Source organism: Dactylosporangium sp. McL0621 (assembly GCF_049995355.1).
Classification (GTDB): Bacteria; Actinomycetota; Actinomycetes; order Mycobacteriales; family Micromonosporaceae; genus Dactylosporangium.
Genome location: NZ_CP188259.1, coordinates 2,251,283 through 2,270,709, shown reverse-complemented (window position 1 = coordinate 2,270,709; position 19,427 = coordinate 2,251,283). Strand labels below are relative to the sequence as shown.

General features: G+C 69.5%; 19 protein-coding genes. 12 read left to right on the top strand and 7 right to left on the bottom strand.

The annotated features are described in order from the left end of the window. Positions 1-30: 30 nt before the first annotated feature. Positions 31-1,113 (bottom strand): AAA family ATPase, encoded by a 1,083-nt coding sequence (locus tag ACPPVO_RS10460; RefSeq protein ID WP_426511015.1) that lies wholly within the window; start codon positions 1,111-1,113, stop codon positions 31-33. Positions 1,114-1,396: 283 nt separating this feature from the next. Between ACPPVO_RS10460 and ACPPVO_RS10455 the strand changes: the two genes are divergently transcribed. Genes ACPPVO_RS10455 through ACPPVO_RS10445 form a run of 3 tightly spaced genes read left to right on the top strand, consistent with a single transcriptional unit; the run spans position 1,397 to position 3,422 of the window. Next, on the top strand, positions 1,397-1,606 hold the full coding sequence (locus ACPPVO_RS10455; RefSeq protein WP_426511014.1) for an acetone carboxylase: 210 nt from the start codon (positions 1,397-1,399) through the stop codon (positions 1,604-1,606). Continuing rightward, a complete protein-coding gene (locus ACPPVO_RS10450) occupies positions 1,603-2,106 on the top strand; it encodes a PH domain-containing protein (RefSeq protein WP_426511013.1) in 504 nt (167 codons plus the stop codon). The genes ACPPVO_RS10455 and ACPPVO_RS10450 overlap by 4 nt, the downstream gene beginning before the upstream one ends. Next, complete coding sequence (locus ACPPVO_RS10445) at positions 2,103-3,422, top strand: PH domain-containing protein (RefSeq protein WP_426511012.1); 1,320 nt, start codon at positions 2,103-2,105, stop codon at positions 3,420-3,422. The genes ACPPVO_RS10450 and ACPPVO_RS10445 overlap by 4 nt, the downstream gene beginning before the upstream one ends. A gap of 127 nt (positions 3,423-3,549) precedes the next feature. Here ACPPVO_RS10445 and ACPPVO_RS10440 read toward each other — a convergent pair whose 3' ends face one another. After that, positions 3,550-4,302 carry an SIR2 family NAD-dependent protein deacylase gene (locus tag ACPPVO_RS10440; RefSeq protein WP_426511011.1) on the bottom strand — a complete coding sequence of 251 codons (753 nt, stop codon included), beginning with the start codon at positions 4,300-4,302 and terminating at the stop codon, positions 3,550-3,552. A gap of 674 nt (positions 4,303-4,976) precedes the next feature. Between ACPPVO_RS10440 and ACPPVO_RS10435 the strand changes: the two genes are divergently transcribed. Continuing rightward, positions 4,977-5,396, top strand: coding sequence for a thioesterase family protein (locus ACPPVO_RS10435; protein ID WP_426511010.1), 420 nt, complete (start codon positions 4,977-4,979; stop codon positions 5,394-5,396). Between the two features lie 246 nt (positions 5,397-5,642). Beyond that, on the top strand, positions 5,643-6,443 hold the full coding sequence (locus ACPPVO_RS10430; protein WP_426511009.1) for an MBL fold metallo-hydrolase: 801 nt from the start codon (positions 5,643-5,645) through the stop codon (positions 6,441-6,443). A 510-nt stretch (positions 6,444-6,953) separates the two neighbouring features. On the opposite strand, the gene ACPPVO_RS10425 is transcribed toward ACPPVO_RS10430, so the two are convergent. Next, complete coding sequence (locus ACPPVO_RS10425; RefSeq protein WP_426511008.1) at positions 6,954-7,535, bottom strand: TetR/AcrR family transcriptional regulator; 582 nt, start codon at positions 7,533-7,535, stop codon at positions 6,954-6,956. 99 nt (positions 7,536-7,634) lie between these two features. Between ACPPVO_RS10425 and ACPPVO_RS10420 the strand changes: the two genes are divergently transcribed. Continuing rightward, positions 7,635-8,678, top strand: a complete 1,044-nt coding sequence (locus ACPPVO_RS10420) for an alpha/beta fold hydrolase (protein WP_426511007.1) — start codon at positions 7,635-7,637, stop codon at positions 8,676-8,678. Between the two features lie 129 nt (positions 8,679-8,807). Here ACPPVO_RS10420 and ACPPVO_RS10415 read toward each other — a convergent pair whose 3' ends face one another. Genes ACPPVO_RS10415 through ACPPVO_RS10405 form a run of 3 tightly spaced genes read right to left on the bottom strand, consistent with a single transcriptional unit; the run spans position 8,808 to position 11,222 of the window. Next, on the bottom strand, positions 8,808-9,164 hold the full coding sequence (locus ACPPVO_RS10415; RefSeq protein WP_426511006.1) for a hypothetical protein: 357 nt from the start codon (positions 9,162-9,164) through the stop codon (positions 8,808-8,810). A gap of 31 nt (positions 9,165-9,195) precedes the next feature. Beyond that, positions 9,196-10,419: a Gfo/Idh/MocA family protein gene (locus tag ACPPVO_RS10410; protein WP_426514595.1), complete on the bottom strand. Its 1,224-nt coding sequence runs from the start codon at positions 10,417-10,419 to the stop codon at positions 9,196-9,198. 23 nt (positions 10,420-10,442) lie between these two features. Continuing rightward, on the bottom strand, positions 10,443-11,222 hold the full coding sequence (locus ACPPVO_RS10405; RefSeq protein WP_360382865.1) for a DeoR/GlpR family DNA-binding transcription regulator: 780 nt from the start codon (positions 11,220-11,222) through the stop codon (positions 10,443-10,445). A 118-nt stretch (positions 11,223-11,340) separates the two neighbouring features. Between ACPPVO_RS10405 and ACPPVO_RS10400 the strand changes: the two genes are divergently transcribed. From ACPPVO_RS10400 to ACPPVO_RS10375, 6 genes are all read left to right on the top strand, one after another. Continuing rightward, positions 11,341-12,648 (top strand): alpha-glucosidase/alpha-galactosidase, encoded by a 1,308-nt coding sequence (locus ACPPVO_RS10400; protein WP_426511005.1) that lies wholly within the window; start codon positions 11,341-11,343, stop codon positions 12,646-12,648. A 480-nt stretch (positions 12,649-13,128) separates the two neighbouring features. Further along, positions 13,129-14,007 (top strand): SIS domain-containing protein, encoded by an 879-nt coding sequence (locus ACPPVO_RS10395; RefSeq protein ID WP_426511004.1) that lies wholly within the window; start codon positions 13,129-13,131, stop codon positions 14,005-14,007. A gap of 622 nt (positions 14,008-14,629) precedes the next feature. Continuing rightward, positions 14,630-15,955, top strand: coding sequence for an ABC transporter substrate-binding protein (locus ACPPVO_RS10390; RefSeq protein WP_426511003.1), 1,326 nt, complete (start codon positions 14,630-14,632; stop codon positions 15,953-15,955). Continuing rightward, a complete protein-coding gene (locus ACPPVO_RS10385; RefSeq protein ID WP_426511002.1) occupies positions 15,952-16,890 on the top strand; it encodes a carbohydrate ABC transporter permease in 939 nt (312 codons plus the stop codon). The genes ACPPVO_RS10390 and ACPPVO_RS10385 overlap by 4 nt, the downstream gene beginning before the upstream one ends. Next, on the top strand, positions 16,890-17,714 hold the full coding sequence (locus ACPPVO_RS10380) for a carbohydrate ABC transporter permease (protein ID WP_360382856.1): 825 nt from the start codon (positions 16,890-16,892) through the stop codon (positions 17,712-17,714). The genes ACPPVO_RS10385 and ACPPVO_RS10380 overlap by 1 nt, the downstream gene beginning before the upstream one ends. Positions 17,715-17,993: 279 nt before the next feature. Further along, positions 17,994-18,155 (top strand): hypothetical protein, encoded by a 162-nt coding sequence (locus ACPPVO_RS10375; protein WP_426511001.1) that lies wholly within the window; start codon positions 17,994-17,996, stop codon positions 18,153-18,155. 67 nt (positions 18,156-18,222) lie between these two features. Here the strand turns inward: ACPPVO_RS10375 and ACPPVO_RS10370 are convergent, their stop codons facing one another. Beyond that, positions 18,223-19,362, bottom strand: a complete 1,140-nt coding sequence (locus tag ACPPVO_RS10370; RefSeq protein WP_426511000.1) for a carbohydrate kinase family protein — start codon at positions 19,360-19,362, stop codon at positions 18,223-18,225. Positions 19,363-19,427: the final 65 nt, after the last annotated feature.

Genomic DNA, 19,427 nt, shown 5'->3' with positions numbered 1-19,427 from the left:
CGTCGTCCAGGCCGGTGCCGCTCTGGATCTTCACCGCCCCGGCCAGGTCGTGATGGTCGTGGTCGCGGACTGGCCCGGCTGTCCGGGCGACCCGGCGGGGGCCGTGGTGGCCTGCTGGCGGGGCGCGACGGTGGGCGGCGGCACGGCCGCGAGCACCCGGCGCACGACGTCGTCGGCCGGGATGTCGTCGGCGAGCGCGTCGTAGGAGAGCACGAGCCGGTGGCGCAGGATGTCGGGGGCGATGTCCTGCACGTCCTGGGGCAGCGCGTAGTCCCGGCCGCGCAGCAGGGCCAGCGCGCGGCAGGCCCGCACGATGCCCAGCGAGGCGCGGGGGCTGGCCCCGTACTGGATCAGGTGCGCCATGTCGCTCAGCCCGTGCTCGGCCGGGGCGCGGGTCGCGACCACCAGCCGCACCGCGTAGTCCACGAGCGCGTTGTGCACGAAGACGTCGTCGGCCTTGTCCTGCAGCGCCATGAGCTCCTCGGTGGTGAGCACCGCCTGCGGCTCCGGGGTCTTCACGCTCACCCGGTAGACGATCTCGCGCTCCTCGGCGTCGGTCGGGTACCCCACCTGGATCTTCATGAGGAACCGGTCACGCTGGGCCTCGGGCAGCGGGTAGACGCCCTCCTGCTCGATCGGGTTCTGTGTGGCCATCACCAGGAACGGGCGCGGCACCTCGTAGGTCTCGCCGCCGATGGACACCTGCTGCTCGGCCATGACCTCCAGCAGCGCCGACTGCACCTTCGCGGGCGCCCGGTTGATCTCGTCGGCGAGCAGGAAGTTCACGAACACGGGCCCGAGCTCGACGTCGAACTTCTCGCTCGACTGCCGGTAGATGCGGGTGCCGACGATGTCGGCGGGCACCAGGTCGGGGGTGAACTGCAGTCGCGAGAACGTGCCCCCGACGACCCGGGCGAGGGTCTCCACGGCGAGGGTCTTGGCCACGCCGGGCACGCCCTCGAGCAGCACGTGGCCGCGGCTGAGCAGCGACACGAACATCCGCTCGATCATGCGATCCTGACCGACGATCACCCGCTTGACCTCGAACAGGGCGCGTTCGAGCACCGTGGCGTCCTGGGCGGGGGTCGAGACAGGGTTGCTCGGCTGGGTCACCGGTCCTCCACGCGCATTTGTCCTTGAAGTAAACGTAGCGTTCTTCGAGTAAACCTAGCGTCGCACGGCACGGCGACCGACCGCGATCCGATGCTCCTGAGAGCCTACTGGGAGTTGTCTTCCCGACCGCTCGGACCGATATATCGGACATGCGGCCATCGATTCCGGGGATTTTCGTCACCGGCCGCGCGCCACGACTGGACACCACCCGTACCGCAGCGGGTACGATTCACCCGTCGCCGGGCGGCTTCCCCCGTGGCCGCCCGGCGCTCACACTCATCGCGTGGAAGACCTTCAGTGCTCCGCGAAGGGGTGCCGTTCCCGGGCTGTCTGGCAGCTGCTGTGGAACAATCCGAAACTGCACACACCCGACCGGCGCAAGATCTGGCTGGCCTGCGACGAGCACCGGGCGTCGCTGTCGGAGTTCCTCGGCGTGCGCGGATTCCTGCGTGAGACCACGCCGATCGATGCTCGGGATAGGCTCGAGGAGTGAACCCAACGGTCGCACCCGACCCGCTCCGCCCCTGGCCGGACACGGTCGGGTGGCGGCCGATCTCGCCGCGGTACTACCTGGTCCGGCTGGCCGCGCTCACGGCCTGGGTGCTCCTGCTCACCGCCGCCGGCGTGGTCGCCGGCGTCCTGTGGTCGGCCTGGTTCCTGCTCGCCGCCGGTCTCGTGCTGGCCGCCGGCGCCGTCCGCGCGGTCTTCATGCGCCGCTCGATCCGCGCCTGGGGCTACGCCGAGCGCGCCGAGGACCTCCTGGTCCGCCACGGGCTGCTGATCCGGCGGCTGTCCATCGTGCCGTACGCGCGGATGCAGTTCGTCGACGTGACCGCCGGCCCGTTGGAGCGTGCCGCGGGCCTGGCCACGGTGACCCTGCACACCGCGGCCGCGGCGAGCGACGCGACCGTGCCCGGCCTGGAGGCCGCCGAGGCCACCCGGCTGCGTGACCGGCTGGCGGCCCTGGGCGAGATCCGCGAAGAGGGCTTGTGACCACGCCGCTGACCCTTCCCCGTCGGCGGCTGCATCCCCTGACGCCACTGGTGCGCGGCGCCAAGCTGGTGGCCCTGGCCGCCGTGGCCGTCTCCTGGCGGGGCCTGTCCGACCTGGGTCTGCTCCACTGGCTGATCGCCATGACCGTCATCCTCATCGGCGCGGTGCTCGTGTCGGCCGTGGTGTGGGCCGTGACCGGCTTCGAGGTCGTGGGCCGCGAGCTGCGCGTGCACGAGGGCCTGCTGTCGCGCCGCGTGCGGACCATCCCCCTGGAGCGCGTCCAGGCGATCGACGTCGTCCGGCCCGCCCTGGCGCGCGTGTTCGGCCTGGCCGAGCTGCGCCTGGAGGTGATCGGGGGCGGCAAGACCGAAGCCCCGCTGGCGTACCTCACCGTGGCCGGCGCCACCGAGCTGCGCGCCTCCCTGCTGGGCCTGGCCACCGGCGCCGAGCCCGCCGCGCCCGAGGCCGAGCGCCCGCTCTTCGCCGTGGCCAACGGCCGCCTGCTGCTCGCCCAGCTCCTCACCCCGCAGACCCTCTCCGTGCCCATCGGCGCCGCGTTCGTGATCTGGCCCGCGCTCAGCCACCCGGACTGGACCCTGATCGGCGCGGCCAGCACCATCACCGCGTTCCTGGGCGTCTTCCAGGTGCCGGTGCGCCGCGTGCTCGACGAGTACGACTTCCGCATCACCGACGACGGCGCCGCCCTGCGTGTGCGGCAGGGCCTGCTCAACAAGCGCAGCCAGTCGGTACCGCCAAGGCGTGTCCAGGGCGTTAAGTTGACCTGGCCGCTGCTGTGGCGCCCGGCGGGCTGGGCCCGGGCCCACATGGACGTCGCCGGCTACGGCGGCCACGGCGAGGAGCAGTTACGCGCGGGCACCCTCGTCCCCGTGGCCGCAACGCCCGACGCGGCATGGGTGGCGTCGACGGTACTGTCGGCCGCCGTCATCGCCCCCGTGGACGTCATCGCCCTGACCGTGACCGGCCCGCCGCGACGCGCACGCTGGCTCGCGCCGTTCGCGTGGTCGCGCATCGGGGTAGCCGTGACCGACGACGTGGTGGCCGTGCGCGAGGGCGTACTGACGCGCGAGCTGGTGGCGGTACCACTGGCGCGCGTGCAGAGCGTGCGGGTCGTACAGGGCCCGCTGCAGCGCCTGCTGTCCCTGGCCACCGTGACGGTGGACACGGCGGGCGGCCTGAACGCAACAGCGCGCCTGCGCGACGCCGACGACGCGTACCGCCTGGCCGACGAGCTGGCCATCCGCTCGAGAGCAGCGCGCCGCACCTTCACGGCGCGCATGACGGCCACCGGCTCGTGACCACCTTTCCCGGCTCGCGCTTCTTCCCGGCTCGCGCTTCTTCCCGGCTCGCGCTTTTCTCGGCTAGCGGGCCGCCCACCGCACCTTCTCACCTCGTGCAGCCGCTACCTGGCAGGCCCCTTGAGGCTCATCCTCCCGCGGTGGCCACGCCCACCAACCCGGGCAGGACTGCCCCGATCGGCTCCCGGATGACCTCATCGGCGATGGCGTCGTAGGGCGTCTCGGCATCATTGAGGATCACAACCCGAGCCCCCTGCTTGGCCGCAACCGCCACCAGCCCCGCCGCCGGGTGGACGGTGAGCGAGGTCCCGATGGCCACAAACGTCCGGCAGTACATCGCCGCCTCAGCCGCCGCCGTCAGCGAGGCCATGTTCATCTGCTGCCCGAACGAAATCGTCGCCGACTTGAGCATCCCCCCACATTCGAGACAGGCGGGATCGCTCTCCCCGGCCCGCACCCGATCGAGCGTCACCTCCATCGCCCCGCGCGCCCCACACTGCAGACACTCGGTCTCATGGATGGTCCCGTGCAGCTCAATGACCCGATCCGAGGCAAGCCCAGCCCGCTGATGCAGCCCGTCGATATTCTGTGTGACAACGGAGTCGAGCAGCCCGGCCGCGTCGAGCTCGACGAGCGCAAGATGCGCAGCGTTGGGCTCCGCACCCCAGGCCGGGTGGGTGAGCCGCTCCTGCCAAGACCGCCGCCGCACCGCCGGATCCCCGACGTAGTGCTCGATCGACGACAGCTTCATAGCCTCCGGCTCCCGCGTCCACACACCTTGCGGCCCCCGAAAATCCGGAATCCCGGAGTCGGTGGAGATCCCGGCCCCGGTGAGCACCACCACTTTGCCGCGCGCGAACCACTCGGCCGCCTCATACATGGCGCCCAGCGTAGGACCCCGCCAAGTGACTCGGCCTCCCGTTTTCCGCCGCCAGCACACTGACGCAGTCGCGCACTCGCGCACGCACTCACGCGGTCGCGCACGCACTCACGCACTCACGCACTCACGCGGTCGCGCAGTCGCGCAGTCGCGCAGTCGCGCACTCGCGCACTCACGTTTCCGCCGCCCGCGCACTCGGGCACTGACGCACTCGCGCACTCGGGTTTCCGCCGCTCGCACACTCGCGCACTCGGTTCCCGCCCGGTCGCTCACTCGTGCGTTCAGCGTCCGCGCATCCGTGCGCTCACACCCGATGGTCACTCGCGCGTCCGCCCGTTCGCGTCTCCGTCCGTTGGCGCATCCGTGCACTCACACCCGACGGTCACTCGTCCGTCCGTTCGCGCATCTATCCGTTCGCGCATCCGTCCGTTCGCGCGTCTGTGCAAATCTGCGTTGCGCATCGTCCGTTCGCGCATCGTCCGTTCGCGCATGTGCGTTCGCGCATGTGCGTTCGCTCATCAGGCGTTCACCCGCTCAGCGCACGTGCCTCCGCACGCCGATGTTCGCGCGTTTGTGCGTTCGCGCCTCCGGTCCCCGCCCGTTTACGCACCAAGCAGCCACAAACACCACCCCACACCGGACAACGTTTGTGCTAAAAGCACTACTCTTGGGGTATGCAGCCGAGCCAGCGCCCCACGGTCGATGCCGCCCCCTGGATCGGCGCCGTCACCCGCGTCGAGCTCACGGTCACCGACGCCGACACCGCACAGGCCATGGGCTCGGGCGACGTCCCGGTCCTGGCCACCCCGCGCGTGCTGGCCCTGGCCGAGGCCGCAACGGTGGGCGCGACCGCAAGCCGCCTCCCACCCGGCTACACGACCGTGGGCACCCGGGTCGACCTGGAGCACCGCGCCGCCACCCCGATCGGTGGCCGCGTGGTGGCCGAGGCCCGCCTGGCCAAGGCCGACGGCCGCCGCCTCATGTTCGAGATCGTGGTCCGCGACGCCCACCAGGTCGTGGCGGAGGGCCGCGTCGAGCGGATCCTCGTCGAGCGCGCCCGCTTCCTGGCCAAGGCCATGGAGGACCGCGGCTGACCCGGCCCCGGGAGACCTGATGACGGCGCTGAGCGAGCTCACCACCGCCTCCTGGCCCGAGGCGCCCCGGAGGACCGCGCCGCCCGGTCCAAAAGGCCTGATGACAGCACCCGCCCGGCAAGCCCGCCTCCGGCCAAGCCCATGGACGCCCGTCCCGGGAGACGTCATGACGGCGCTGACCGCCTTCGACACCGCTCCCCGGCCAAGACCATGCAGGACCGCGCCCGACCCGTCCAGGGAGGTCACATGACGGTGCTAAGGGAAATTGCCGCGGGTGTACACGTACTGCGCCATCCCGTCCTAGACGTCAACGCCACCCTAGTAGTGGGCGGCGAGGCGGCCCTGGTCGTCGACACGCTGTCGACCGCAGGGCAGGCGCGGCAACTCCTGGCCGCGGTACGCCGGGTGACGCCCCTCCCCCTCCAGGTCGTCAACACCCATCACCACTTCGACCACTGCTTCGGCAACATGGTCTTCACCGCCGACGACTGCCCGATCTGGTCCCAGGAGGAGGCCGCCGCCCTGGTCGGCCCGGCCCTGCGCGACCGAGCCGTCTCGAACCACCCGGACCTGGCCACCGACCTGGCCGCCGTCACCCCGACGCCGGCCACCCGCCTCGTCCGTACCGCCATCGACCTGGACCTGGGCGACCGCCCGGTACAGCTGCGCCACTACGGCCGCGGCCACTCGATCGGCGACCTGGTCGCCCTGATACCGGACGCGGACGTCCTGGTAGCGGGCGACTTGATCGAGGAGAGCGGCCCGCCACAGTTCGGCGATGCGTACCCGCTGGACTGGCCGGACACCGTCGCCGCCCTCATGGCCGCCCTCACCCAGCAGACACAGGTGGTACCCGGCCACGGCGCCGTGGTGACCCGCCGATTCGTCGCGGCCCAGCACGAACAGCTCGCGGCCCTGGCGTGGCTGATCCGCGAGGGCGACGCGGACGGCGCCCCGCCGGAGCGGGTAGCGGCGAAGTCCCCGTTCCCACAGGAGATCACCCTGCCGGCCGTACACCGCGGCTACCTGCACCTCAACCAGCCCTGAGGCCGTCGAACCCGCCCACCGCCGAACCTGCCCCACCCACACACCGTCGGCCCTGCCGCACGCGCACACCTCGCACGGGCCGCACCGTCCTCGACCCCAGGTGGTCGCCCAACTGCCGCCGCGGCACCGCATCCACCCTCCGGACCTGCCGCGCGCACACCGCCGCACGGGCGCCACCGTCTTCGACCCCGAGGTGCTCGCCCAACCGCTGCCGCGGCACCGCACCCACCCGCTGGACCTGCCGCACGCGCACACCGTCGGACCTGCCGCACGCGCACACCGTCGGACCTGCCGCACGCGCACACCGTCGGACCTGCCGCACGCGCACACCGTCGGACCTACCGCACGCGCACACCGTCGGACCTACCGCACTCGCTCACGTCGTACCGAATCGCGGGCACGCTCATATCGCCCGATCGACGGTTCGCTCGCCTATGACTGAACCGATCGCTCACATCCATGGCCCGAACGAACACTGACCGAGCGCACATGCGCACGCAAAGCGCTCACTCACGCACCCCGACCGAGACGTTCGCTCACCGCGCGCAGTGCGAACGCAAGATCCCGCCCGCTCATGGCCTGCTCCGGCACCGCCAGATGCTGCACGACGACACCGGTGAGCAGTGCGTGGTAGAAACCGCCGATCACCCGCGCGAGCTCCGGCTCCGCGGCGGGGTCGATGCCGTGGAACAGCGCCGCCAGCCCCGCCTGCGCCTGGTCCTGCGCCTCCGCCCACGCGGCCGGCGGTGACGACTGCCGCCCGAGCTGCGTCACCACCTCGAACTGGGTCGTCCACAACGAACGGTTCGCGGTGACCGAGGCGATCACACTCGTCCACACCGCCTCGAAGCGCTCGGCCGGGTTCTGCACGTCCGCGGACCCGCGCAGCGCGCGCTCCATCTCGTCGCCCCACTGCTCCAGCGCCCGCTGCAGCGCCTCGTTGAGCAGGGCCTCGGTGGTCCTGAAGTGATAATTGATCGCCGCCAGGCTCACACCCGCCGCCCCGGCGATGTCGCGCGCGGTAGTCGCCGCGTACCCCTTCTCGAGCAGGCACTGCAGCGCCCCGTCGAGGAGCTTCTCCCGGTTACCCATGTCTGAAGCATACGTCTGAAAATTTTGTCTTGTACAAATGTATCAGAATTCTGTACAGTTAGATCCATCGAAGCCGGCACCAAATCGGGGAGGCCCACAATGTCCGCTCTCGTCATCACCGCTGCCGCCGCAGCGACTGTCGCCGCCGCGCCGCTCGCCTACCGCGCAATTCGCAAGCACCAGCGGGCCGTCGACGCGCGCATCGACACGCCGAACGGTGTCGTCGAGGGCCGCTACGTCACCATCGGCGGCGTCGAGCAGTGGCTGCAGATCCGCGGCGAGGACCGCGCCAACCCGGCGCTGCTCGTCGTGCACGGCGGCCCCGGCTCGCCGTACTCGGTGTTCACCCCCGTCCTGCGCGAATGGGAGCAGCACTTCACCGTCGTGCACTGGGACCGGCGCGGCGCCGGCAAGACCCTGCGCCGCAACGGCTTCCACGCCGAGCAGCTCGACTTCGACCTGATGGTCGACGACGGCATCGAGGTCGCCGAGTACCTGCGGCAGTACTTCGGCCAGGACCGCATCCTGCTCATGGCCGGCTCGATGGGCACGATCGTCGGCCTGCCGATGGTCAAGCGCCGCCCCGACCTGTTCTGCGCGTACGTCGGCACCGACTTCTACGTGAACATGGTCGAAAACGAGCGCAAGGGCCGCATCGACACCATCGAGCGTCTGCGTACCGCCGGCAACCGCCGCGGCGTGGCGGCGCTGGAGAAGCTCGACGCGGACCCGCGCACCTGGGACGTGAAGAGCTGGGGCACCCGCATGCAGTGGAGCATGGGCACCGACCCGACCACCGGCAACGCCGCGCTGACCCGGCTGTTCAAGCTGCTGCTGACGAAGCCGGACTACTCCCTCGCCGACGTTTCGGCCTGGCTCAAGGGCTTCGGCAAGACCCGCGACACCATGTTCGAGCAGTTCATGCGCTGGGACGCCCGCGCGCTGGGCACCACGTTCGAGGTCCCCTTCTACCTCTTCCAGGGCGCCCGCGACGTGGTGACGCTGACCGACCCGGCGGTGGAGTACTTCGCCGAGATCGAGGCCCCGCAGAAGGAACTGGTCCTGATCGACAACGCCAGCCACTTCTGCGCGTTCAGTCAGCCCGCCCAGTTCCTCGACGCCCTGCGCACCGTCCGCTGCTGACAAACGCACAACCCCGGCGCCGCTGCCTGACAAACGCACAACCCTGGCGCCGCCGCTCAACGTCGAACCGCCACCGCTGAGGTTCCACGGCAACCGAAGCAATCCCGCACATCCAGCCAACCGAACAGCTCATTCACGCACAACACACCGTCGCGCTGCTAACGAACGCACAACGTCAGCAGCGCGACGCTGCGCGTTCAGCCAGCCCACCTGATTGCGCCGCACCCAGAGAACACCGTCGCGCTGCCGACGAATGCACATGTCAACAGCGCGCCTCTGCACGTTCAGCCAGTCCACCTGGTTGCGCCGCGCCCAGAGAACACGGTCGCGCTGCCGACGAATGCACACATCAGCAGCGCGCCTCTGCACGTTCAGCCGGCCCACCTGATTGCGCCGCAGCCCGGAGACGGGAGCGGTCGCGATCCGTGAGCGGTGATGGTCGGAATGGGGCAGCGTCCGGGGGCCGAAGCGGGCGCCGACCGTCACACAAAGCACCGCGCGCCTCTGCGCGAACGGACTACGCCAGCGTCACGACGGTACCGGTGCGGCGGGCTTCTTCGGCCGCCCAGACAACCTGATGCCCAGCAAGACTTGTGAGCACATCCGAGCGCAACAACCCGGCGTCGCCCGCAGCCACCGCGGCCACGAATGCCGCCACCAGCCCCGCGTCGCCGTCCGAGTGGTCCCCGGGACCTCCGGCGGCGACGCTCGTCGTGGTGTCCGCACCGGTGCGGAAATCGACGAGCCGGATCGACGCCCCGTTCCCGTCGATGTACCCGTGCGTCCCGAAGATCCTGGTCATGCGGTGCTCGGCCGGCGTGAACGCGGTCATCGTGAGCGTCACGGTCCCGCCGCCGGCCAGCTCCATCGCCACCACCTGATGGTCGACGACGTCGTTGTCGCACGCATACACGCACCGGCCGTAGTCCCCCGTGCGCAACGCCTCCGTCACCGCCGACCGGCTCGCCTCGGCCGTGACCACCGACAGCGGCCAGTGCACAGGCTCGCCCGGCCGCCGCGCATCCACGAGCGGAAAGTAGAGCTTCGGCGCCGAATACGGACACTCCGGTTCGATCGAACAATCAAGACAACGGTCCGCGGCCCCGGCGGGTCGCTGATCGGCGCGGAAGTGTGCAAGCCCGCCGAACGAACTGACCCGGTGCACGCGCTCGCCCGCGAGGTACAACAGCCAATCCACGTCATGGCAGGCCTTCGCGAGCAGCATCGGCGAGGAAACCGACGAATTGCGCCAGTTCCCGCGCACGAACGAGTGCGCCTGGTGCCACCACCCCACGGGCTCGAGGTGCTGCATGCTCACGATCCGGCCGATGCGCCCGGAATCGAGCAGTTCTTTGAGCGCGGCCGTGTAGGGGGTGTACCGCAGGACATGACAGACGGCCGCGATCACGCCGGCCGCGGTCACCGCATCCGCGATCCGGCGCGCCGCAGGCTCGGCGGGCGCCATCGGCTTCTCCAGCATGAGGTGGTACCCCTGCCCGGCCAGCAGCACCGTCGGCGCTTCGTGCATCGCATCCTGCGTGGCGACGATCGCCCCATCGGCGATTCGTGCACAATCGGCCAGCCGTTCCCACCCGTCGAACACGCCCGCGGCCGGCACACCGAACTCACGCGCGAACGCGGCCCGCCGCACAGGATCGGCCTCGGCGACGGCGACGATCTCGGCCCGCCCGGTCTGCACGGCCAGCCGCGAGTACCACGTACCGCGCTGCCCGGCCCCCACCACGAGCAGCCGCACCGGTGCGGTCACAGCGCCACCACGACCTCGGTACCGGCGCGGCGGATCGCCTCCACGTGCTCCGGATCGGCGCTTTCGTCGGTGACCAGCGTCGTGACGTCGGTGAGCGGGCAGATGCCGGCCAGGCAGAGACGCCCGACCTTGGAGCCGTCCGCGACCACCATGACCCGGTCGGCCCGGCGGATCATCGCCGCGTTCGTGTGCGCCTCGATCTCGTCGTGCGTCGTCAGCCCGCCGCGCGCGCTGATGCCGTCGACGCCGATGACCGCGACCTGCATGTTCAGGCCGGACAGCGCCTGGTCCGCAATCGGCCCGACGAGCTCGTAGGACTGGGTGCGCGAGACCCCGCCGGTCATGATCAGCTTCAGTCGGGGCCGCAGTACCAGCTCAGATGCGATGTTCAGCGCATTCGTCACCACGGTGAGGTCGACCCGCGAGGCGAGCAGGCGGGCCAGCAGGAGCGTGGTCGTGCCGCCGCTGAGCCCGAGCGTCAGCGGCCCGTGCGGCAGGAGGGCCGCGGCGCAGTGGGCCACGCGGACCTTCTCTTCTCGATGCTGCCCTGTTCGGTACCGCACCGGCAGCTCATACGCCACGTCCACGGCCACCGCGCCGCCGTGCGTGCGCGAGACGAGCCGCTGCTCCTCCAGCACCTGAAGGTCGCGGCGGATCGTGGCGGCCGAGACGTCGAACTCCTCGGCGAGCACGCCCGCGTCGACGGATCCCTCCCGCGACACCCGGTCGAGGATGGCCGACACGCGGTCGGCCCGGCGCAACGAACTCTGGGTCATGAATGCTCCGATCGACCGGGCGGTCTGATGATCAAACGCGCAATGAAGATAGTTCATTTGCGCGTGAATCGCGACGATACCTTGTGCGACTCTGCACGCGCTGCCGAGAATCCCGTCCATGACTGTGATCGCGTTCCTCGGTGCCGGCAGTGTCGTGTTCACTCGTGAGCTGCTCGCCGACCTGCTCTCCTTCGAAGAGCTGCGCGGCGTGACGCTCGCCCTGCACGACATCGACCCCGAACGGCTCGAGACGGCAGAGGCAATCGCACGCCGTACCGCCAAGCAGCTCGGCGCGTCCCCCGTGATCACCGCATCGCTGGACCGGCGGGCCGCGCTCTCGGGCGCCGATTACGTTATCAACGCCATTCAGGTCGGGATGCACGCTGCGACGGTTCGTGACTTTGAGCTACCGGCCAAGTACGGACTGCGTCAGACCATCGGCGACACCGTCGGCGTTGGTGGTATCTTTCGCGCGCTGCGCACGTTCCCGGTGCTGGCCGGCATCGCGGCCGACATGCGTGAGCTGTGCCCGGACGCCTGGCTACTCAACTACACCAACCCGATGGCGATGAACGTGGCGTTCCTGGCCGCGGTCGCGCCGGACCTCAACGTCGCCGGCCTGTGCCACTCGGTCTTCTGGACGGTGCACGACCTGTGCGCGCTGCTCGGCGTACCACTCGACGAGGTGGACTACCGCGCGGCCGGCGTCAACCACCAGGCGTGGCTGCTGCAGTGGGAACACCGCGGCGAGAGCCTCTACCCCCGGCTGGACGAGCGGCTGTCCCGCGATCCCGAACTGCAGCGCCGCGTGCGCATGGACATGTACCGCCGGCTGGGCTACTTCCCCACCGAGACCAGCGAGCATTCCGCCGAGTACGTCCCGTGGTACCTGCACCACGACGACGAGATTGCACGTTTGCGCATTCCGGTCGGCGAGTACGTGCGCATCAGCGAGGCCAACCTGGCCGACTACGCCACCACCCGCGCATCGGTGCTCGCCGGCGAGCCGCTGGACCTGCACCGGGAGGCGACCGAGTACGCGCCGCAGATCATCCACAGCATCGAGACCGGCACCCTGCGGCGCATCCACGCAAACGTCGCCAACCGCGGCCTGATCAGCAATTTGCCGGAAAACTTCGGCGTCGAGGTCCCGTGCACCGTGGACCGTCTGGGCCTGCACCCCGAGCAAGTGGGCGCCCTGCCACCCCAGTGCGCGGCAGTGAATCGCGGCTTCGTGAGCGTGGGGGAACTGACGGTGCAGGCCGCCCTGACCGGCGACGCGCGTTTCGTCCGCCAGGCGGCAATGGTCGACCCGAACACCGCCGCAACCCTGACGGTCGAACAGATCTGGTCGTTGTGCGACGACTTGACCACCGCCCACGGCAACCTGCTGCCCGAACCGCTACGGGTGCACGTACGCCTTTGAGCGCACACAACCCGACCGCGCACATGTGACCACACACGAGCCAACGCGCACATATGACCATGCAAGAGCCAACCGTGCTCAAGCCGACGGCGCACCAGGCCGACCTCACTCAAACCGACCTCGCTCAGGTCGGCCCCTGAGCGAGGCCGGCCAGCCGCGAAGGCGCGCGAACGTGATTGCGCTGGCTTGTTGCATCAGCGGCTTTCCGTCCGTGTGCGCATATGAGCACGAACGCGCCGACCCGTTGGTTGGCGGCTCCTGCGAGTGCGCAGACGAGCATGAACGCCGACCACCTGGTCGACACGCTCATGCTCGTCTGTGCAAGTGAACATGCCGAGCGTGCGGGCGCGCGGCGGGTACCCGGGCACAGTGCTGCGGTGTGCGGTGTTGAGAACGGCGCAAGGTCAAACGCGCAATGTTGAATGTTCACTTGCGCAGCTGGGGTTGTGGAACGAACGCAAACGCGCATAGCGTTCGCGCATGAACGACACTGCGCTCGAAATCGGCAGTCAGCCGGCCGTATGGGGCCGCGGGCTCGAGCTGGTCGGCGAGGCCCGGAATGCGGTCGCCGCGCCCGGGGAGCGGATGCTCCTGCTCGGCTGCGGGACCTCCTGGTTCGTCGCCCAGAGCATCGCCGAACTGCGCGAGGCCGCGGGGCTGGGCGAGACCGACGCCGTGTGCGCATCCGAGTTCGTGCCGCGCCGGCGGTACGACCGCGTCGTCGCGGTCACGCGGTCGGGCACGTCCACTGAAGTCCTCGAGGCGCTGCGGCAGATTCCGGCGAGCACGCATCGGGTGGCGATCACCGCTGTCGACGGCGAGCCGGTCGACAACCTCGTGGACAGTCGGGTTCTGCTCGACTTCGCCGATGAGCGCAGCGTTGTGCAGACGCGCTTTCCCACCACCGTCCTCGCCATGGCCCGGGCCGCGTTCGGCGAGGATCTCGCGCACCTGATCGGCGACGGCGAGGCAGCGCTGGCCGCCCCGCTGCCGGCGGACCCGGCCGAGATCGAGCACCTGGTGTTCCTCGGTACCGGCTGGACTGTCGGACTCGCTCACGAAGCGGCACTCAAAGTGCGCGAGGCTGCACAGGCATGGTCGGAGTCGTACCCGGCGATGGACTACCGGCACGGCCCTGTCGCCGTCGCCGGTTCGCGCAGTCTGGTGTGGTCGTTCGGGGCCGTACCCGATTCCCTCGACGACGTTGTCCGCGATGCCGGAGCCCGCCCGCACCGCGACGGCCGCGACCCGCTCGCTCAGCTGGTACTGGCCCAGCGGTTCGCCGTCGCCCTCGCCGAGCACCGCGGCCTCGACCCGGATCGGCCCCGCCTGCTGACGCGCTCGGTCGTCCTCGCCTGACACGCGCACAGACACGCGACTCGCCGCGGCCGGCGATCCGGATCCAACACGCCAGCCTGGTCCCGTCACCGAGAACTCGAGCCCGCTCCACCAACGAACCCTCACCGAGCACCGCCAGGGAACAACTCGATCGACCAACTGAGCAGATAGCTCCAACGCGCCCGCCCAGCTCTGCCACGGAAACCAGATCCGCCCGACCACATACCGAACCGCACCGAGCACCACCACCGACGAACCCGATCTGCCCGGGAGCAAACCAGCTCAACGCCGCTGGCCCAGCTCCGTCACCGAAGAACCGGATTCGGCTCGACACACAAGCGACCGAATCAGCCGTCCGAGCAATCGGTCCGGCCATCCCGCCTCGGAGAGGTCGATCCACCTCCCGCACTCACGAGCTCGATCTGACCGCACAACGACACGGTTTCAGCGCGACCGCTCAAGAGTCGTTCACCACGCACACAAAACGCCATCCAGCTTGGCCGTCTGCGCATGCGATCCGTCCCCGACGTACACGATCCAGGTGCGCGGCCTCGAAGGCCTTTATCACGCGACATATGCCCTGCCGGGCGAAATAACCGGAACACCGTCAGCTCTCCACATCCCCCAGTGAAGAGGTGCAGCGATGAAGCTGATCCCCACCCGAGGCAGTCGACTGACAACGATGGTCGCCGGTATCACCGGCCTGGCATTGCTGCTCGGCGCGTGCGGCGGCGGCTCGAAGACGGACAGCGGCAAAGACGCCGCCGAGGGCTACGACGCCTCCGCCCCGGTCACGCTCACCTGGTGGACCGGGCAGACCACCGAGGCCGAGAAGGCCGCGGAGGACCTTGCGGCCGAGTACATGAAGGCTCACCCCAACGTCACGATCAAAACGTCGGCGGGTGCGTCCACCACTGACGATCTGCTCACCAAGCTGTCGGCCGGTTTCACCGGAGGCAGCTACCCGGACGTCTCCTACGCGTACGGCAGCTGGGCCGGGGAGCTGGCGACCAGCGGCAAGACGCAGGACCTGGCCAAGTACGTCGCGGATCCGTCGTTCGGTTGGCAGGAGATTCCGGCGGCGGCGCGCGAGACGGCCACCTACGAGGGCAAGGTCATCGGCGTACCGGCGCTGGTGGACAATCTTGCGCTCATTTACAACAAAAAACTGTTCGATGATGCGCACGTGGCGTACCCGACCGACCAGTGGTCGTGGGACGACTTCCGGGCGGCGGCCAAGAAGCTGACGAACACGTCGCAGAACATCTACGGCACCGCGTACTCGGTGTCGGGCAGCGAGGACACGACCTGGCACCTGTGGCCGATGCTGTGGCAGCGGGGCGGGAAGATCCTCGACGGCAACAAGCCGGCCTTCAACTCCGATGCGGGTGTCAGCGCGCTCGAGTTGCTGCGCGCGATGGCGGTCGACGACAAGTCGATGTACCTCGACCAGACCGACGAACAGTACGCGAAGCTCTTCAACGACGGCCGGATCGGCATGATGATGTCCGGACCGTGGGCCCTGCTGGAGATCAAGGACGCCGGGCTCGACTACGGTGTCGCGCAGTTGCCCGGGTACAACGGCGATCACCAGACGGTGTCGGGGCCGGACCTTTGGGTGCTGTTCGATCACAATGATGCAAACCGCGCTGGCGCTTCGCGCGATTTCATCAAGTGGCTCACGAGCAAGGAAACCGACGCGAAGTGGAACCTCGCGATCGGCAATCTTCCGCTGCGCTCGTCGGAGCAGGGCACTCCCGAGTTCGCCGAGTACGTGAAGGAGTACCCCGGCGGGCAGAAGTTCTTCGAGAACCTCGCCAACGCCAAGCAGGCCCGCCCCACCGTCGCCGGCTATGAGGAGATGTCGCGCAACGTCGGTGACGCGATCTCGAAAGTGCTGCAGGGTGCGGCGAAACCGAAGGAGGCGCTCGACGACGCGGCCAAGAAGTCGGCCGGGGCAATCGGGTGACGCTGACGTTCGCGGCCTCGAAGTACGCGCCGGCGCCGGCCGCCGCCGGGCCACGTACCCGCCGCAAGGTCGGGCGGACGCTCACCGGGTGGGCGTTCGCCGGGCCGGCGACGGTGATCGTGGTGGGACTGTCGCTCTTCCCCGCGGTGTGGGCGTTTTTCATCTCGCGCACGAAATGGAATGGAATCGCGCAGCCGCAGGACATCGGCTGGGCGAACTATGAGCGCCTCGCGCAGGACCCGGACCTGGCCGCGGCCGCACAGCACACACTCGTGCTCACATTGCTGTTCGTTCCCGGCTCGATCGCGCTGGGGCTGCTGCTGGCGATCGCGCTCAATCAGCGCATTCGGCTGATCGGTTTCTATCGAACGTGCATCTTCGTGCCGTACGTGGCCTCGGCGGCGGCGACCGGCATCCTCGCCGGTTACGTGTTCAACCCGCAGTTCGGGCTGGCGAACGAGGCGTTGCGCCGGGCCGGGCTGCCTGCGCAGCAGTTCCTGGAGAGCCCGCGGCAGGCGCTGATCGTGGTGTGCATTGTCGCGCTGTGGGGCGAGGTCGGTTTTACCTCGGTGGTGTACCTCGCGGCGCTGCAAGACGTACCGAAGGAACTGATCGAAGCGGCAACCGTCGACGGCGCCGGACGGTGGCGGGTGCTGCGCAGTGTGACCCTGCCGCAACTGCGCCCGGTGACGCTGTTCGCGACGGTGTGGCAGACGATCACCGCCCTGCAGCTGTTCGACCTCATCTACACCACGACCCGCGGCGGGCCGATGAACAGCACGCAGACGGTCGTCTACTACGTCTACGAGCTGGCCTTCCAGACGCGGCGCCTGGGCTACGGCGCGGCGGTGGCGTACGTCCTGTTCGCGGTGACGCTGCTGCTCACGACGCTGGTGATCTGGCGCAGCCGGCGCCGGGATGAGGAGGCGTTCTGATGCGCCGGAGGTTGCTGCCGTTCAGTGCCTGGCATCTGGTGCTGATGCCCGTTGCGCTCATATTCGTACTGCCACTTGTACACATGGTGCTCGCCTCGTTCATGACCAAGGCGGAGCTCAACCGTTTCCCGCCACGGTTCATCCCCGACGGGCTGCATCTGGACGGGTACCGCCGGCTGTTCTCGGAATCGCACATCCTGTTGTGGCTGGGCAACACGGTTCTGGTCTCGGCCGTGTCCGTGGTGGCCCATCTGGTGCTGTGCTCGGCGGCTGGCTACGGGTTCGCCCGGCTGCGGTTCGCGGGGCGCGGGATTGCGTTCGCCGCGGTGCTGGCCACGGTCATGATCCCCATCCAGCTGCTCATGATTCCGACGTACCTCATGTTCGCGCGACTGGGCATCGTCGACACCTTGGCTGCGGCGTTCGTACCGTGGCTGGCGTCCGCGTTCGGCATCTTCCTGATGCGCCAGTTCTTTCTCTCGTTGCCGGTGGAGCTCGAGGAGGCGGCGCGGATCGACGGGTGCGGTGTGCTGCGCACGTTTGTGAGCATCGTGTTGCCGCTGGCCCGGCCGGCGTTGGCCACGCTTGCGGTCTTCACGCTGCTGTCGAGCTGGAACGACCTGTTGTGGCCGCTCGTGGCGATCAGTGACGACCACAAGTACACGCTGCAGGTCGGCCTGGCGTCGTTCCAGGGCATGCGCCGTACCGAGTGGTCGCAGCTCATGGCCGGCAACGTCGTGGCGACCATGCCGTTGGTGCTGGCGTTCCTCGTCGCTCAGAAACGCTTCGTGGCGACCATGACCATGACCGGGCTGAAGGGATGACGCGCAGGATCGCTCAGTCCCGAGCGTCCGCGGCCACAACCGAACAGTGCCCGATGCACGACCCGAGCAGCACGGAATCGGCCCCGGTTGAGCGCGACACGCCGTGCGACTCGCAGGTACACGACCGGAATGCCGGAGATGCGGCCACGATCGGACAGCGCACAACGCACGGACCGCGCACTGCTGACAACACCACGATCGAACAGCACGCGACGCACGACCCGTGCATCACTGGCCCGGCTGAGCGCGAGCGTGACATTGCGGCGCCGGGTGCGCGGCATGCTCACTGCCCGCCGGGTGCGCGATGCGCTCAGTGCGAACTGGGTGCGCGGCGCGCTCGGTGCGCTCAGTGCGCAGCGGGTGCGCGGTGTGCCCAGTGCGAACCGAGTGCGCGGCATGCTCACTGCGCGCCGGGTGTGCGATGCGTTCAGTGCGCAGTGAATGCGCGGTGCGCTCAGTGTGAACTGATTACGCGGCAGGCTCGCCGCGCGCCGGGTGCGGGATGCGCTCAATGCGCGTCGGCGGTGAGGTCGTCCACAGTGGCCTGTGCCGCGGTACCGCCGGCGGCGCGGGTGCTAAGCGAGCCCGCCCGCGCGGCCCAGGCCAGCGCCTCCGTTACATCGCGACCGGCAAGTCGTGCGGCTAGGAAGCCGGCGTTGAAGCTGTCCCCGGCTCCGGTGGTGTCCACGACGTCGACGGCGAGCCCGGGTGCGGTCGCGTATCCGCCGCCCGGCCACCAGGCGCGGCCACCGCGCGCACCGTCCTTGAGCACGACGGTCGTGCCCGAGCCCACGAGCTTCTCCGCCGCCTCCTCAAGCGAGCCGGCCCCGGTCACGGCGAGCAGTTCCGCCGCGTTGGGCAGGAACACGTCGGTGACCGCGAGGATCTCCTCCAGCCCGCTCCAGCGGCCGGACGGGTCCCAGTTGGTGTCGAGCGAGGTGGTCACGCCGAGCGCGCGGGCGCGGGCGAACGCCCCGGCGAGTCCCGCGTGCAGGCCGGGCTGCAGGAACAGCGACGCAACGTGCACATGGCGCGCAGAAGCGAGCAGTTCGTCGGTGACATCCTCCGGACGCAGTGTGGGGATGGTGCCCGGCAGCGTCAGGATCGCGCGGTCGCCTGGCGCGGAAAGGATGATGCTGAGCCCGGTCGGTGTTGCGCCGGCTCCAGTGACGCCAACGGCATCAGCGCCCGTCGCGCCCACGCTCCCACCTGCGTCGGCAGCACTCGTTGCGCCTGTGCCGGCAGCACGCGTAGCGCCTGTACCGGACGCACTCGTTGCGCCTGCACCAGACGCGTTCGTTGCGCCTGCACCAGACGCGTTCGTTGCGCCTGTACCGGACGTTGCGTTTTCCTGCGCGTGCGGAGCGGAGGCTCTCGGCGTGTCCCTCGCCGGCGTGAGCAGTTCGACGTCGCGCTCCGTCAGGCGTTCGCGGGTGAAGGCGCCGAACACGTCCGCGCCGACCGCTGCGAGCAGACCGGTGCGCAGTCCCAAGCGGGCGCAGCCCGTCGCGGTGATCGCCGCGGAGCCGCCGAGGACCAGGTCGGCCGCGTCCAGCAGTTGCTCCTCCTGGCCGAAGCGGGGGCGCACGTCGCCGCGCAGTACCAGGTCGGGGTTGGCGTCGCCGATCACCAGTACGTCGAGCTTCATCGTCGCTCCCTCGAGTCAGTGTTCGATCGGACAGTACCAGCTGCAGGATCATGCTCGTCGCGACG